11 protein-coding genes are annotated in these 16371 nt (G+C 39.2%); 5 read left to right on the plus strand and 6 right to left on the minus strand.

The window, feature by feature from the left end; all coding sequences use genetic code 11:
* Positions 1-74: 74 nt before the first annotated feature.
* Positions 75-1622, plus strand: coding sequence for a hypothetical protein (locus tag E1140_RS12230; protein WP_155183952.1), 1548 nt, complete (start codon positions 75-77; stop codon positions 1620-1622).
* A gap of 6 nt (positions 1623-1628) precedes the next feature.
* On the opposite strand, the gene E1140_RS12235 is transcribed toward E1140_RS12230, so the two are convergent.
* Entirely contained in the window at positions 1629-2465 is an 837-nt protein-coding gene (locus E1140_RS12235; protein WP_155183955.1) for a hypothetical protein, read from the minus strand.
* Positions 2466-2850: 385 nt separating this feature from the next.
* Here E1140_RS12235 and E1140_RS12240 point away from each other — a divergent pair, with 385 nt between their 5' ends.
* From E1140_RS12240 to E1140_RS12250, 3 genes are all read left to right on the plus strand, one after another.
* Positions 2851-6072, plus strand: coding sequence for a SusC/RagA family TonB-linked outer membrane protein (locus E1140_RS12240; RefSeq protein WP_155183958.1), 3222 nt, complete (start codon positions 2851-2853; stop codon positions 6070-6072).
* A 12-nt stretch (positions 6073-6084) separates the two neighbouring features.
* A complete protein-coding gene (locus E1140_RS12245) occupies positions 6085-7473 on the plus strand; it encodes a SusD/RagB family nutrient-binding outer membrane lipoprotein (protein ID WP_155183961.1) in 1389 nt (462 codons plus the stop codon).
* 158 nt (positions 7474-7631) lie between these two features.
* Positions 7632-9023 (plus strand): alpha/beta hydrolase family protein, encoded by a 1392-nt coding sequence (locus E1140_RS12250; RefSeq protein WP_155183964.1) that lies wholly within the window; start codon positions 7632-7634, stop codon positions 9021-9023.
* On the opposite strand, the gene E1140_RS12255 is transcribed toward E1140_RS12250, so the two are convergent.
* Positions 9020-10417, minus strand: coding sequence for a pyridoxal phosphate-dependent decarboxylase family protein (locus E1140_RS12255; protein WP_155183967.1), 1398 nt, complete (start codon positions 10415-10417; stop codon positions 9020-9022). The two genes, E1140_RS12250 and E1140_RS12255, sit on opposite strands and share 4 nt — an antisense overlap.
* Before the next feature lie 194 nt (positions 10418-10611).
* Here E1140_RS12255 and E1140_RS12260 point away from each other — a divergent pair, with 194 nt between their 5' ends.
* Positions 10612-11514 (plus strand): histone deacetylase family protein, encoded by a 903-nt coding sequence (locus E1140_RS12260; RefSeq protein ID WP_155183970.1) that lies wholly within the window; start codon positions 10612-10614, stop codon positions 11512-11514.
* A 24-nt stretch (positions 11515-11538) separates the two neighbouring features.
* Here E1140_RS12260 and E1140_RS12265 read toward each other — a convergent pair whose 3' ends face one another.
* The 4 genes from E1140_RS12265 to E1140_RS12280 form a co-directional block, all read right to left on the minus strand.
* A complete protein-coding gene (locus E1140_RS12265) occupies positions 11539-12072 on the minus strand; it encodes a hypothetical protein (RefSeq protein WP_155183973.1) in 534 nt (177 codons plus the stop codon).
* A gap of 68 nt (positions 12073-12140) precedes the next feature.
* The gene (locus tag E1140_RS12270; protein WP_155183976.1) at positions 12141-13058 is read right to left on the minus strand and encodes an alpha/beta fold hydrolase; all 918 of its coding nucleotides are present in this window, start codon (positions 13056-13058) and stop codon (positions 12141-12143) included.
* Between the two features lie 173 nt (positions 13059-13231).
* Positions 13232-15007, minus strand: a complete 1776-nt coding sequence (locus E1140_RS12275) for a 4Fe-4S binding protein (protein ID WP_155183979.1) — start codon at positions 15005-15007, stop codon at positions 13232-13234.
* Positions 15007-16341 carry an NAD(P)/FAD-dependent oxidoreductase gene (locus E1140_RS12280; RefSeq protein ID WP_155183982.1) on the minus strand — a complete coding sequence of 445 codons (1335 nt, stop codon included), beginning with the start codon at positions 16339-16341 and terminating at the stop codon, positions 15007-15009. Before E1140_RS12280 ends, E1140_RS12275 begins: the two co-directional genes overlap by 1 nt.
* Between the last annotated feature and the right edge of the window lie 30 nt (positions 16342-16371).

Below are 16371 nucleotides of genomic sequence, written 5' to 3' on the forward strand. Positions count from 1 at the left end.
CTCTAATTATGATTAAAATTTCAAAAAGTTGATATTTGAATTAAATAGATAGTAAAATACTTTAATTACTTACGATGTCTAAAGAAGGTTCTGAGGCACTCTTTCATTTGATAAGGTCGCTAAAACAGTCGGAAAAACGGTATTTTAAGCTGCAATCTGAGCTTGATTCAAGTGATATGAAGTATCTCAAGCTTTTCGAAATAATCGATGGCCAAAAGGAATATGATGAAACAGCCATCATCAAAAAGGCCCCTGAAATTAAAAAACAGCAGCTTTCTAACTTGAAAGCACATCTTTATAAGAAGCTATTGCAGAGTATTAGGCAGTACAATCAGAAGAGTGTAATAGATATCCAAATCAGAGAAATGATTGATCATGCACAGCTTCTTTTTAACAGGAGTTTGTATGAGCAATGTGTAGATATTCTGAAGAAGGCCAAACGCAAGGCTCAGAAGATTGATAATCTTGAGCTTCAGCTTGAGATATTGAAGTGGGAGAAGATAATACTCATGCAGACTATCGGTGCGGATACTGAGTCAAGAGTAAACAGGATTATTGAAGATGTGAGGGGGGTAAACCAGCGCATTAACAATGTCAATACTTTTACCAATTTGACGGCTCAGCTGAACTCCATTTATACTAAAATTGGATACATAAGAAGCCAAAGTGATTTAGATTCTATTAACAGAATTATCAAATCGAACATTTTGGATTATGAGGAAGAGTCATTATCACTAAATGAGAAAATAAGCCTTTATAACCTTTATACAGGCTATTATTTCTTCATACAGGATTTTGAGCAGGGCTACCAAACTGCCAAAAAATGGGTAATGCTTTATGATGCACACAAAGAGCTACGATTAAGTAGGACAGAAACTTACCTCAATGCGATTAATAGTTTGATGATTGGTCAATACAAGCTGAACAAGTACAAAAAGTTTGTGAATACTTCGAGGAGGATGCGAGAGATCAGGCATTATCCTAAAAATCTAATGAATGAAAATATTAGGCTGAAACTTTTGAAATATACCTATGTGCATGAGTTTAATAGGATTTTCATGCTAGGCGATTTTAAGGCAGGTGTTTCTTTGATGAACAGAATTAAGCCTGGTCTTGAAGATTTTATAGATCAGCTCGATAACCATTCTAGGATCATATTATTCTATAAAGTGGCATGCCTGTATTTTGGAAATGATAATTACAGAGAGGCAATTCAGTGGTTAAATAGAATTCTGAATTCTGAGAATATTGACTTGCGTGAAGATATTCACTCTTTCGCGCGAATCCTGAATTTGATCTGTCATTATGAGCTGGGCAATATGGATGTGATAGACTATTACATCCGCTCTACCTATCGCTTTATGCTGAAGAAAGACGATTTATACCGATTTCAAAAGGCGATTTTAAACTTTATCAGAAAGCTGGCAGGTGAGTTTTCTGAAGATGATCTGGTACCTGAGTTTGAAAAATTATTGAACCTTTTAATTCCGCTGCAAAATAGACCTTTTGAGAAAAGAGCTTTTATCTATTTCGATATCATCTCCTGGCTTGAAAGCAAAATTCAAGGTAAAAGAGTTCAGGATGTGATCGCTCAAAAGGCAAAGCAGGTCATAAATTATTAAAAGCCGCTATTTGATAAGTATCCCAATTTTTAATTTGGCCGTAGCGGCAATAGGAAAGTTTTTACTTCCCAGTATAAACCCATAGTGGTATGGTCTGTAATTATCGTATTCATTATTTACTTCATCAATATTGCTGAAACCGTAACCCACACCAACAGAATAGTCAATTAAGAATGCATTGTTATAAACAACTTGTTTCCCCAGGTTGATAAGAAAGGCACCAGCAACAACATCTCTTTCCTCAGTATTGTAACTTGGCGTAGTACCGTAATAATAATATAATGGTTGGTACTTGTTTTGATAAAATGAAAGGATAATTTGAGGCATCACATAGGCACCTTTCATAATATGAGCGTATTTAAACTGTCTTGAATAAAAGTCTGGTGTTCTCAGAAATTTAAATCCCCCAGAGATAAATAATCCACTGCTTTTATTGTCTGGATCAGTATCGAAGCCTATACCGATTAGCCCCAACTCCGCTTCGTAACTTTGTCCAGGCTTAATATTCTTTTCCAATGAAAAAGCGAGATTTTCAAATATTGGAGATAGGAAGTGAAGCTTCAGCGCTACTTTTTTATCCTCGCTATAAGTATTCGGATCGTTTAATTTGTCTTTATATTCAATTACACGTCCGTTGCTAAATTCAATCTTAATAATGTCATCTACTGAAATTGAAATTATTGGCCCATCTTCCAATTCAGGGTCTATATACTTAATTTCATCAAGACCAACTTCAGTGATTTTACACTCGATAACAGACCTATCCTTCTTATATATTTTGTCCTGAGCTACAGCCTGTCCAGTACATAGCAAGAGTATCAAAATTGCCAGTAGATTCTTCATAATTCACAATATAATGAAATTTAAGATTCGAAAATTATTAAACCTAAAATTTAATTTCTTTCGGGAATATTTTTGACATTAAACGCTTCCCTTTATAAGAATATTGCAATCCCTATATACTAGAGTTAAGACCCATAACTAGTAGTTATTACGCAAATAAATTAGGTTAAAATATCAGTGAATATATACCCCAATTTAAGTCATAATAATAGCTCAAAATGGGGAAATAACGCCTCAAACAGGCTGAGCGCAATCTTTTAAAAACCGCATTTTAACGACATTAAGGGAGTTTTTAAGGGCTTTCAAGTGAATACCTTTAAGTTATCAAGATGGGAAAGATTTTTTCCCATATAAAATCAATTCTCAAAATTAAAAAACAATGCTTATGAAGAAGTTTTTACAAAATTTATCATTTACTCTGATACTGCTGTTCGGGGCCGTCATTACACAGGCGCAGGACAGAACAGTGTCTGGTAAAGTCACTGCCGAGGATGATAATTCATCCCTTCCGGGAGTGAATGTACTGCTAAAAGGAACCTCTACCGGGACCATTACAGACGCGGATGGTAATTACACCATTTCAGTGCCTGAAAATTCCATTTTAGTTTTTTCTTTCGTGGGTCTTAAATCTCAGGAAGTAAATATTGGGGCTCGTGCCGTCATAGATGTTCAAATGGAAAGTGACATCAGGCAGCTGAGTGAAGTAGTGGTAACAGCTGCAGGTATTGAGGCTAATAAGCGTGAGCTTGGCTACTCTATTCAAAATGTTGATTCTGATGAAATTATGAAGTCAGGAGAAAACAATTTTGTATCCGCACTAAGTGGAAAAGTAGCTGGGGTTCAGGTGACGAGCTCAGGTGGTTCTCCAGGTGCTGCTGCTCAAATTAGAATTAGAGGTAACAAATCAGTTCAAGGCAGCAATGGGCCTTTATTTGTGATTGATGGTATTCCTATTGATAACTCTACTTTTAACACGGCTGATTCTCCTGAAGATGATGTGGCTAATCTTGGTTCTGGTGGTGTTACTAATTCCAACAGAGCTATTGATATTAACCCTGAAGATGTAGCGTCTTTAACCGTATTGAAAGGGCCTGCGGCTACAGTACTTTATGGAATACGAGCGGCTAATGGTGCGGTGGTTATTACTACTAAAAAGGGCTCGAGAAGTAGTGGGGCTAAAATAAATTACTCCATGGGTTATTCTGTTGACAGGGTAAATAAATTGCCTGATCTACAGAATATTTATGCACAGGGTTCCGTGGTTGGTGGAATACCTACTTTCCAGTCACCGATGACAGGCTCTACTCAAAGTCAGAGTTGGGGACCTTTAATTTCCAGTCTGAGATATGCAAATGAGTCGTCAAAGTGGGATCCGAATGGATTAATTGTACTTGATACTGACCCAAGAGCTACAAACCGTGTTGCTAACTCATATACTAATGCAGAGGATTTTTTCCAGGATGGTACCAATGCTACTCATAATCTGAGTGTTCAGGGTGGAACTGAAAAAACATCTTACTTCTTTTCAGTTGGTAGGTTAGATCAAACAGGGATTATGCCTAATAGTAATTATGCAAGAACAAGTTTTAGAGCAACAACTAGTGCAGAACTTTTCAAAAATTTCACTGCTACTATCTCTGCCAACTATGTTAATTCTGGTGGTAAGAGACTTCAAAATGGTTCTAACACTTCTGGTGTTATGCTTGGTTTACTTAGAACGTCACCTTCCTTTGACAACAGTGCAGGATACATTTTTGAAGATGGAACACAGCGTGCTTATCGTGGCGGTAGCATCTATGACAATCCTTACTTTACAGTGAATAAAAACTTCACTACCGATGATGTTAATAGAGTTATTGGCTATACCCAACTAAATTATAAGGCATTACCATGGTTAGATTTCACTTACAGACTGGGTGTTGATACTTATGGTGATGACAGAATATTCCGTAATGATGTGAACTCATCAAGTGTGCCTGTTGGTCAGGTAATCAACCAAACTATTAGAAGCACAGATATTAACTCAGATTTCTTGGTTTCAGTTAACAAGGATTTTTCTGATAAGTTGAGCTTGAATGCTACTATCGGTCATAATTACTTCAACAAGGATGTACATATTAACAGGATTGACGGACAGGGACTAGCTTCTCCTGGCTTTTTCAATATTGCCAGTGCTACAGCAGTAAATGCATCTGAAGGAGTTACACGTAGACAATTGTATGGTCTATATGGCACTGTGACGTTGAATGTTGCAAGTCAGTTGTTTATCAACCTTAGTGGTAGAAATGACTGGTCTTCAACATTGCCAGACGAAAACAACTCGTTTTTCTACCCGGCAACAAGTATTGGATGGGACTTCACACAGACCTTCGATATTACCAGTTCGCTGCTTACTTATGGTAAATTGAGAGCTTCGTGGGGACAGGTTGGTAATGATGCGCCTTTTGCTGTGACCAATAATGGTTTTGTACAATCACGTGTTCGTGACGGATGGACAAATCCTCAGGGTGTTATATTTCCAGCATTAGGTCTTAATGCATTTAACCCAAGTGCTACTTTAGGAAACAACCAGTTGAAGGCTGAAACTACTACAACAATTGAATTCGGAGGTGACTTCCAGTTTTTAGATGGAAGAATTGGCCTTGATCTTACCTACTTTGATGCTACTACTACTGACGCAATACTTAATATTACTATCCCAAGTGCTAGTGGCTGGCAACAAAGAGCAGTTAACTCAGCAGAACTAAATAATAAAGGTATCGAGGCGGCATTGACTGCTACTGTCATAGATAACGGAGACTTTACCTATGAAGCAGGAGTGAACTTTACCAGAATTAGAAATACGGTAGAGAAACTTGCTGAAGGTATACCATTTATTACTATTGACCCATTTGGTACGCAACGAATCGCTGAAGGTGAGCCTTATGGTATTTTCTTCGGAACCAGATTCCTAAGAGACGATAATGGCAATATGGTAATCAACCCAACTGACGGAACTCCTTATGAAGATCCAACTCAGGGTATTGTGGGTGATCCTAATCCTGATTTCTTACTTGGATTCAGAAATACTTTTAGCTACAAGGGATTAACACTAAGTTTCTTGCTGGATATCAGACAAGGTGGAGATGTATATAATGGTACTAAAGGTGTGCTTAACAACTTTGGTGTTGGTGCCGAAACACTTGATAGAAATGAAAGAGTAATATTCCCTGGTGTTTTAGGAGAAGTACAGCCTGATGGATCTGTTGTTGCTACTGAAACTGCTAACAACATTGAAATAGTAAAAGGTGGTACTGATGGTGGAACCAATTACTACCAGAACTATGGTTTTGTAAATCTTACCGAGCTGACTATTGAGGATGGCTCTTGGGTAAGAATGAGAGACCTCTCGTTAAGCTATAGCTTACCTGATAATGTGCTTGGTAAACTACCTTTTAGCAAAGTGAATATTGGTTTTACAGCCAGGAATTTATTCCTGAAAACGGACTATACAGGTATAGACCCTGAAACCAATTTAACTGGAGATTCAAGTAATGTACTTGGGTATGATTACTTCAATAACCCAAATACAAAGAGTTATGGAGTGAATCTTAATGTTACATTTTAAAGAAATACAGATATGAAAAATATAATAATTAAGAAAATATTCGCCTTAGCAGTCATTTTTAGTATGGTAACGGCCTGCGATTTTGGCGATACAAATGTAGATCCTTCAGTGCCTACGGATGTTTCTATGTCTGCGCTTTTGCCATCTGGTGAGGCTGCGGTATCATGGGCAGTAGGTGGTGAAATTGTACGTATCAGTGGATTGCTTACTCAGCAGTTTGAGGGTATTAATGCCCAGCAGGCTGACAATTACAGGTACCTGATCAGAGATGCTGATATGAATGGTGTATGGCAGAGAATGTATTTTAACTCTTTAAATACCATCAATACCATTATCAAAAAAGCTGATGAGAATGACGCGCCACATTACAAAGGTGTAGCTCAGGTCTTGATGGCAACTGGGATTGGTACTTTAGCTGATGCATTTGGGGATGTCCCTTATTCAACTGCATTTCAAGCTGATCAGGGAAATTTTAATCCTACTTATGATACGCAGCAAGAGTTGTATAATACTACCATTCCAAATCTATTGGATGATGCGATAGCCAATTTAAGTGCTTCAGAAAGCCTTGGTGGTAGCCCGTCAGGAGATGATTTGATATTTGGTGGCGATCTTGATGCATGGATCTCAGCGGCAAATTCATTGAAAATGCGTTACACTTTCCAGGCAGCTAAGCAAAATGCAAGTGCCTATGACGATGCATTGGCTTTGTTGCCAGAGGTTATAGCTTCAAATGGTGAGGATTTCGAGATGTATTTTGGCAATGGAGCAAATGAAACTAACCCACAGTTTCAGTTCAGTCAAAGTAGAGCAGGAAATATCAAAATGGGAGATTATTTTACTAATGTCTTTTCAGCTGATGACCCTCGTGGTGAGCTGTTTTTGGACGGTAGTCTTTTTGAAACTGGTTCCGCTGATAGCCCAAGTTATTATGCTAGTAGCAATTCGCCTGTAGTGCTTATGAGCTATGTGGAGGTTAAATTCATTGAGGCTGAAGCTGAGTTGATGAGAAATGCTTCTGATGAAGCTGCAGCTAAGGCAGCATTAGATGCAGCGGTAAATGCTTCTTTCTTGAAAATTAGCGGAGCTGGGGTGCCTGCAACTTATCAGGCCGATTTGGATGCCAGATGGGCAGCTGCAGCTACTGCAAATGATAAGCTTGCAGTGATTATTGATGAAAAATACATTGGATGTTTTTCTCAGGGCCTTATTGCCTGGAATGATTACAGAAGAACAGGTTTTCCTGCGCTTACTATCGTAACAGGAGGTACTAATGCTTTTAATGCCAATGGTGAAATTCCTAGAAGATTGCCTTATCCGCAGGAAGAGCGATTATTAAATCTGAGCAATCTGCCTATACAGACCCCTAATCTTCAGACAAGATTCTGGTGGGATCAGTAAACAGTATTTAAAATAAAGAGACTGTCTTAAGTATAGTTGTCTTTGTAATTCCGCCTTAGGGCGAACATAGAGAAGCAATCTTCAATGCCGCAAGCAGGGTGAGATTGCTTCTCTTCTTTATAAGTATTTTTGGATTGAGTAATTAATAAAACTTCAATATGAAAAAGGTATTAATCCTTCTTCTGATTTTTGCATCCCTCTTTAGTTATAGTCAGGAACTACAAAAAGGTGTCGTAATCAATGCAGTTTCGTGCGAGCAAAATCCTGATCAAACCTATGCGCTTTATCTGCCCAGCTTTTATGATGCTTCAAAGAAATGGCCTGCAGTTTTTGTGTTTGAACCTGCTGCGAGAGGCCCTCTTCCAGTGACTAAATTTCAGGAAGGAGCTGAAGCGTTAGGATATATAATTATTAGCTCTAACAATTCACGTAATGGTTCTTGGGACCTGGCATTTGATGCCGGTGATGCCATGTTTGCGGATGCCTTTGCCAGGTTTAATATTGATATAGATCGTGTCTATACTTCAGGGTTTTCCGGAGGCTCTAGAGTTGCTTCGGCCATTGCATCACTAACAGGGAAAATTCGAGGTGTTATTGCCTGCGGAGCAGGATTTGCAACAGTACCAGACTATCAGCTTTCAAATAATAGTAAAGTATTATATGCCTCTGTGGTAGGCAATCAGGATATGAACTATCAGGAGCATAGAGAGCTGGCGAACGAACTGGATAAAAAGCAGGTGACCAACACTAGAATTATTTTCAATGCTGGCCATCAATGGCCGCAGTCGGTGTATTTGAAAGAAGCACTCTATTGGATGGAGCTGCAAAACTTTAAGAAACAACAAAAGGTAAGTGAGCAATTTTCAGTAGAGAGGGCCTTTAGTTTGACTAAGTCAAGAGCTGACAGTATGCTAACCCACGGTGACTACGTGAGTGCTCATGCAACCTACCTTCAACTCTTGAATGATTATGATGCCCTGATTGATTTAAAAGATGTAAATGATGCCATTACTCAAATTGAAGAGATTAAGGACTACAAAAAGCAATCGAGACAAAAGGAGAAAATTGATAAGTTGGAAATGGAGCAAAGGCAGTTGATAGGAGAAGCATTTACTGAGCTTTATTATACAAAACTCAAAGTAGAAGAGGATGCCGGATTAAGAGATATGACCTGGTGGCAGAATAAAATCGATTATTACAAAAAACTTAGTAGGAGGGATGACTTTCAGATGGCTAATATGGCGCGAAGGATTCTTAATTCCATTTGGGCACGCTGCGCAGAGTCAAGCTTTAATTATATCAACAACAAAGACTATGAGACTGCTATGGTGCTAACTAAGGTTTGGCTTTATGCAGAACCTAATAATTGGGCCAGATGGAATATGGCAAAAATACTAGCCAATATGGATGATGCTGCCTTTTTTGACTACCTGCAGGAAATTGTTAGTGGGCCTACACAATTAACTAAACAAAGTATTCTCAAAGAGGAGGCTTTTAAAAATTATCTGGATGATCAGAAGATGAAGGCCATTTTGGATCAGTTAAATTAATGGGAATCCCTTAAGGTCTCAATAATCTTCTCCACCATGAAGTCAACATCACTTTTAGTTCTGTCTGGATTACCAAAATAGGCTCGCAGATAAGTTTTTCCTTTGAGCTTGGTTCCGGTGATGAAGATTTCGCCTTCTTTTTCAATTTTCCTGAGTGCATTGATATTTACCTGGTCATTGGCTTCTGCACTCATTGAAGGATCAAACCAGCGAAAACAGATGATAGAAAGCGGGTGCTCCTTTTCAACTTCAATATTCTCAGAACTGTTCAGCTTTTCACCCAAATAATGGATAAGATCAATGTCATTTTTAACGAATTGACTTAGTTGTTTTGCTCCATAGAATTTGAGTGTAAACCATATTTTCAGGGCCTTAAATTCTTTGGATAATTCTATAGTATGCTCAGAAGACTCATTGCGGCTGCCTTTGTTTCCTGTGTATAAATAGTCCGGTTCAAAGTGGATGGCCTTGGGTATTTCTTTCACCAAAACGCAGCTGGCTTCAAAAGGCACATACATCCATTTGTGTGGATTGATAATGATAGAATCTGCTAATTCCACGCCCTCAAATTTATCATAATGAGTAGGCAAAGTGCGTGCAGGCAGACCATACGCACCATCTATATGATACCAAGTGTTAAACTCCCTGGCAATCTCACCGACTGCCTTCAGGTCATCAATGCTACCCGTGTTGGTGGTGCCGGCATTGGCTATAACAACCAAAGGCTTTAGGCCATCCTTGATATCCTTTTCTAAGGCTGATTTCAATTGGGCCAGATACATTTGGTAGCTATCATTGACTTCTATTTTTCTTAGATAATCTCTTCCCAGACCAAGAAAAACCATAGCGCGCTCAATGCTGGAGTGCGTTTGATTAGAGCAATAAACTGTCAAAGGCTGCTGATTATAGAAACCCCGTTGCTCACGCTCCGGGCAATGTTTGGCTAATGCCAGATGCAAAGCCATAAGGTTGGACATAGAACCTCCCGAAGTCAAAAAACCCTTGTTATAGGCAGGAAGCTGAATAAAATCAGCAATCCATTTTATAACCAGCTGCTCTAATTCATTGGCAATAGGAGAGTTGTTCCACTTCAATGCATTTTGATTATAATACCCTTTGATAAACTCTGCCACAGGACCGATGCCATTGCCACTTCCAGTGATATAGGCAGCATATTTTGGCGAGGTGTTCCTGTTTAAGAATGGAGCGATCTGAGTTTCAAAATCATGGAGTAAAGTATCGAATGAAACAGCGTCTTGAGGCAGCTCTGCGCCAATGACTTCACGAATTTCTGACGGATTATTGGTTTTTAATATGGGTAAATTTCTATAGGTATTTTCTATGGTTAGAATCTTATCTGTTGTTTTTTCGATGGCTTTTTTTAGCTCTTCCATAATGTGAATTAGTTGAGAATTTTAATTTCTCTTTTCCTGGTTCATTATATTGACAACATTAAATAACTATTATCAGAACTTGTGGTTTCAATATTGGATATTTTATTTACGAGTTAGCTGATGTATGTGAGATCATCTATGAATATCACTTCAAATAATTTGCCTACATATTTCATTTTATATTAAGGAATTCAATGTTAAAAATAGCCTGGTCAAAAATCTATAACCATCCGTTGCCTGCAGGGCACCGTTTCCCTATGGAGAAATATGATTTGCTACCAGAGCAACTCCTGCATGAGGGCACTGTGCAGCATGATAATTTTTTTCACCCTCGTAAGCTGACAGAAGCAGAGATTTTGTCAACTCATGATGCAGAATACTGGGAGAAACTCAAAAAGCTGAATTTAAGCAGGCAGGAGGAACGAAGAAGTGGATTCCCTTTATCCTCATTGATCGTGGAGCGTGAGATTACCATAAATGCTGGTACCATAGAGGCAGCAGATTATGCGCTGCAATACGGTGTGGCTATGAACATAGCAGGCGGTACACACCATGCTTACACCAACAGGGCGGAGGGGTTCTGTTTTTTGAATGATATAGCCATAGCGGCTAATTATTTATTGGATCAAAAGAAGGCTAAACAGATTTTGGTGGTTGATCTGGACGTACATCAGGGCAATGGCACTGCTGAGATCTTTCAAAATGATACCCGGGTTTTTACTTTCAGCATGCATGGCGAAAAGAACTATCCCATGCATAAAGAAAAATCGGATCTGGATCTCGGTTTGGCTGACGGCACAGATGATAAGACCTATTTGAAATTGTTGGCTGAAAACTTAAAAGAGCTCATGCAAAAGGTAGCGCCAGATTTCATTTTCTTTCAGTCTGGTGTTGATGTATTGGCGACTGATAAACTGGGCCGTTTGGGATTAAGCATTGAAGGGTGTAAAAGGCGTGATGAATTGGTTTTGAAAACCACTTTTGATAATCAGGTGCCGCTTGTAGCCAGCATGGGTGGCGGGTATTCCGAAAAAATTAGAGACATCATTGAAGCTCATGCCAATACTTATAGGCTGGCTCAGGAGATTTATTTTTAGAAATAATAATGGTCTTGATGAAAACTAAGAGGGGCAATAATCTCTTTTAAAAACTTCAATGTAGTGCGCTAGTTCTTCTTGAGACAGTGAAATGCCAGAAATGCTGAGTTCCAATTCCTTCCTATTGGTCTTTATCTTTAAAGCCTCGGCACCATTAATCATACGAATAAAATAGGTGCTTTTAATTTCATTCCACTTATAAATGTCGGATTTAAAAGTTACACCATTCTTATCAATAATCCATTCAGGTCCAGGGTTAAGAAAATGTAAAATATTGACCGCAGATACTTTGACTGCACCAAACCATAGCACTAAAAGAAAAACAATCAGAAAAGCTAAGGAGAGACTATCGGTTGACTGAGTAAAAGTCAATGTTGTTAAAAAAATGGGCAGAAAAAATGGCCAAATTGATCGCCATAAATATAAGTAACTTGGCTTTTCGTATCTAAATACAAGATTGTCGATCTCATTTGTGTAAGAGTCATTAAGTACTGTTGGAGTTTTCCTATAATTAAATAGAATTGACAGGGCTCTGTCTTTAACTGATCGAGTTGCCATATATCAATTATAGTGACTTCTATTTAGTGAGAAAGGCTATTCTGAGATATTAATTATTTTGAACATTTCTATTCACTTATCAAAAAACTCCTTGCGTCCTTCCCGGTCTGAGTAGGTAATTCTTCCATAGGCACATGGCCGCATTCATAGATCATAATTTTGCTGTTAGGTAAGTCCTTGTCAAAAGAGCGTCCATTATCTACATTAATCCATTCATCATATTGGCCCCACATAATTAATGTTGGTGTTTTGATCTCCGGTATCCGGTAAAACTCATAGGTCATGATTGTTCTGGCCCTGTCTACAAAAGCCTGCCTGTTTCCTTGAGCCAATGCGAGTTCATAATATCGGTCAATGAGCTTATCTGTGATTTTTGAATCATCATAATAAACCTCTTTTATGTTTTTCTCTATGAATGATCTTGGTGTTATGTTCTTTAATAATCGGGCAGTAAAATCATTTTTGGCAAGCTTAAATACAAAAGGAGTTGCCCCTGATGGGTAGCCGGCTGCATCCAGAAGAATAAGCTTTTTCACTTTGTAAGGATGGTGGAGGGTGTAGCTCCAACTTATGCCCCCACCCAAGGAATTGCCAGCGAGGAAAATGGTATCGAGTTCTAATTGTGAGATGAATTTATCTAAGAAGCTAACGTAAAAATCCATGGAGTAATTACCGTTAGGATGCGCACCGGTTATTCCAAAAGCAGGCAAGTCTAGTCGGGTGATCCGGAAATCATTCTTTAATTCATTTACCCAGCCATCCCAGGTATGAAGCGATGATGCAGTGCCGTGTAAAAAGAGCAAGTTAGGCCCTGAGCCTTCCTGTTTGTAATGAACATTTAATCCATCTACCTGAATATATTGAGATGCCTCATCTGCATATTTAGCTTTGATCTCCTCCAGTGGTATATCAGGTGTTCTGAATACAAAGAAGGCTACAGCAAGAACTGCAATTATCCCAATAATGATTTTGACAACTCTTGACATTTGATAATAGATTTAGTCATCTAAAATAGACCTATTTCAAATCAAATGCAGATGGGTGTTATTTTTTAAAGCCTTAGAACTCCCAGAAAACAGTTAATAAACCCCAATTAGTAGCGGTTCTAAGAAATGGTCGCGGTACTAATTACTTACTACTCATATCTCAATACTAACTACTAACTACTAATCTTCACCCCATCATTGCCAATCAACAAAGGCTCTGAAAATCTTGAATCAGAATCTGCATTTTCAAGATTCAATACTCCTCGCGGGCATACTGAAGAGCACACACCACAACCCACACATGAAGAGCGAACGATATTTTGGCCGCGCTGTGCATACCAGCGAACATCAATACCCATTTCGCAATAGGTGCTGCAATTACCACAGCTGATGCATTGCCCGCCATTGGTGGTTATTCTAAACCTTGACTTGAATCTTTGCACAATGCCTAAATATGCAGCCAGTGGGCAACCATAACGGCACCACACTCTGTTGCCCATGAGTGGATAAAACCCTGTACCCACAACTCCTGCAAAGCCAGCGCCTATCCAGGCGCCATAAACCGAACGCACATCATAAGAACTGACACCAAATAATTCGCTGCTACCGGTCCAGTAGGTATATAAAACGCCACCTGTCATTACAATGGCGAAGGCCAGCACGGCATGGATCATCCAACGCTCAACCTTCCAGGCTTTCAGTGATTTGTCTGATAGCTGTCTGTAGGGGTCACCCAAAGTTTCGGCCAGACCACCACAGCCACAAACCCATGAGCAGTACCACCTTTTACCAAAGAAGTAGACAAAAACAGGCACACCAATGATGATCAAAGCTATGCCCCAGCCCAGCATGAAAACACCAATGGAGCCATTGGCCATGAGTGTGTTCAGTTCATTATCAAAGAAAAAGTCATAGTCCAGCGGCCAGATGTTTTTGAAATCGAAGTAAGGTTGATTAAGTCTCAAGAGAATCTCTGGTATTAAAAAAGCAAAGGCCGTTTGGAAAAACATCACTGAAAAGGTGCGAACAATCTGATATTTTGAATGTCTGTATTTGATGATCATTCTAACGCCCATCACCAATATGCAAAGTGTGTAAATGAAACCGTAAAGAAAGAATCGACCTGCATCCGAGCCTTTCAAAAATTGACTCACAGGGTCCACCATAATGATCCAGTTGGTCATATATTCAGGATAGAAATACAGAACGATATAGAAAACAATCAGGAATGAACCAGTTAAAATTCCCAACCAGCCTACATTTTTCATGGCACTATGGAAAATGCCATTGTTTTTTATTCCTGGAGGGCCATCTTCGATTTTGGGAAGAATGTACATCAGCGCTCCGACAATGCACAGCACATAGGTAAGCAGTAGAAATAAACCAGGACTATCGGAAACTTTACCCATGCTTGAGGCCTTTGTGATACTATATTTAAGGTCTTTGATTTTGTATTTATCAAACCCTTTTTCATTTACAATCTGATATTTTTTGATGTTCTCAACCACATTGGAAATCTGGCTTCGTATCTCTTCCTGACTTCCGAATTCACGCCCATCAAGCCAGCCTCCATAATCTTTAAAAGTCTTTTGCTTGTATTGGCCGGTCTCATCATCACCAAATAGTGAGATCGTACTGATATCGAACTTGCCCTGGTTTGAATTCACTAGTTTATCAATCTCAGGTTCACTGATACCAAACTGCGACAGTTTTTCCTGATTTACGCTGCGGAAGACCTCATCAAGTTTGGCAACAAAGGCAAAATTTGATGTAATGCTTTCTCCTATGAAGTCAGCATGTTCTTTAAAACTCTCAATTTTTGCTGCATCACCCAGTTGTGCAGAAAGCACATCTTCAGATAGTTTATAATTAGCCGAAAAAAACGTGCTTATAAATATTGAGAAGCCTGCAATAAATAATAAAAGGCCTATTGATTTTATGATTTTCATTATCCGAATATTTTTTCGATGATACTTTTCTTCCCTTTCAGCACTACCTCTTTCCCCGGATGTGCGGCATTAAATGCATTGACTATTTCTTCTTCATAGCGCTTGAAAAACTCCGGATCGAAGTTGGCTTCCCTTAAACCTGACAGCACAGTGAAAATATCAGCTTCCTGTTTTAGCCAGCGGTCAAAAACCTCATGGCGAAGCCTGATACCAAAGGTGTTTACTCCAAGGAATTTCTTCGAAGTTTGGTCATATACAAAGTGCATGGCTATTTTCCCAGAGGCATGCTCCCAGTAGAATTCGGCCTCATTTTCTTTCAGTTTATTCCAAACGCGCCCATAGGTCTGGTACTCAATGTCAAAGAACTTGGCAGAATTAAACCAGTGTCCCGGTAGGTATTCAGTCTTTTCTCCACAAATGGTTTTGGCAACTGTCTCACCCATCATTCTACCGGTGTACCAAACCTGCTCAACAGGAGCGCGACCAGGGGCTGGTGTTCTTCGTTCAGCGCAGTCGCCAATAGCATATATACCTGGAATGTTTGTCTCCATAAACTCATCTACCAACACACCGCGTTTGGTTTCAATACCTGAGTTTTTAACCATTTCAATATTAGGGCTCACACCTGCAGTCAACCCTACAAACTGACAGGGTATTTCTTTTCCATCTCCAGTGATAACAGCCTTTACCCTGCCATTCTCATCGGCTAAAATCTCTTTTAACTCGGTTCTGAGTCTGAGGTCAATGTGGTGTTCTCTGATGTGCCTGCTAATCATCGAAGCTTCTTGCTGGGGAAGTACATTGTCCCAAAACTCTTCTTCGCGCACAAGAAAGGATACCGGTATATTTCTGGAAGCCAGCATCTCAGCTAGTTCAACCCCAATCAATCCACCACCTACAATTACTCCTCTGTTGATGTTTTTTGTGTATTTCTCAATATATGCCAGATCCTGCTGACTGACCATACCACTCACACCTTCCAAATCCTGTCCGGGCCAGCCAAATTTGTTTGGTTTGGCACCTGTAGCAATAATCAGCACATCGTAAGACATGGCTTCTGACTTGTCCAATACCACCTTTTTACTAGCATGGTCTATGGTTTTCACATAGTCGTTGAGAAGGTTTATCCTGTTCTTTTCCCAAAACCAGTTCTCATACGGCTGAGTATGTTTCAATTTCATGTGCCCCATGTACACATACATCAATGCTGTGCGGGACCAGAAATAATCAGATTCAGCGGAAATAATGGTAATATCATAATCACTCAGCTTTCTGATATGCCTTGCAGCGGTCACACCTGCGATGCCATTACCAATTATTACTACATGCTTCATATTGATTCGTTTTCTATTGAAGTCAGTGCG

Origin of the sequence: Fulvivirga lutimaris (genome assembly GCF_009711525.1) — a bacterium.
Classification (GTDB): Bacteria; Bacteroidota; Bacteroidia; order Cytophagales; family Cyclobacteriaceae; genus Fulvivirga; species Fulvivirga lutimaris.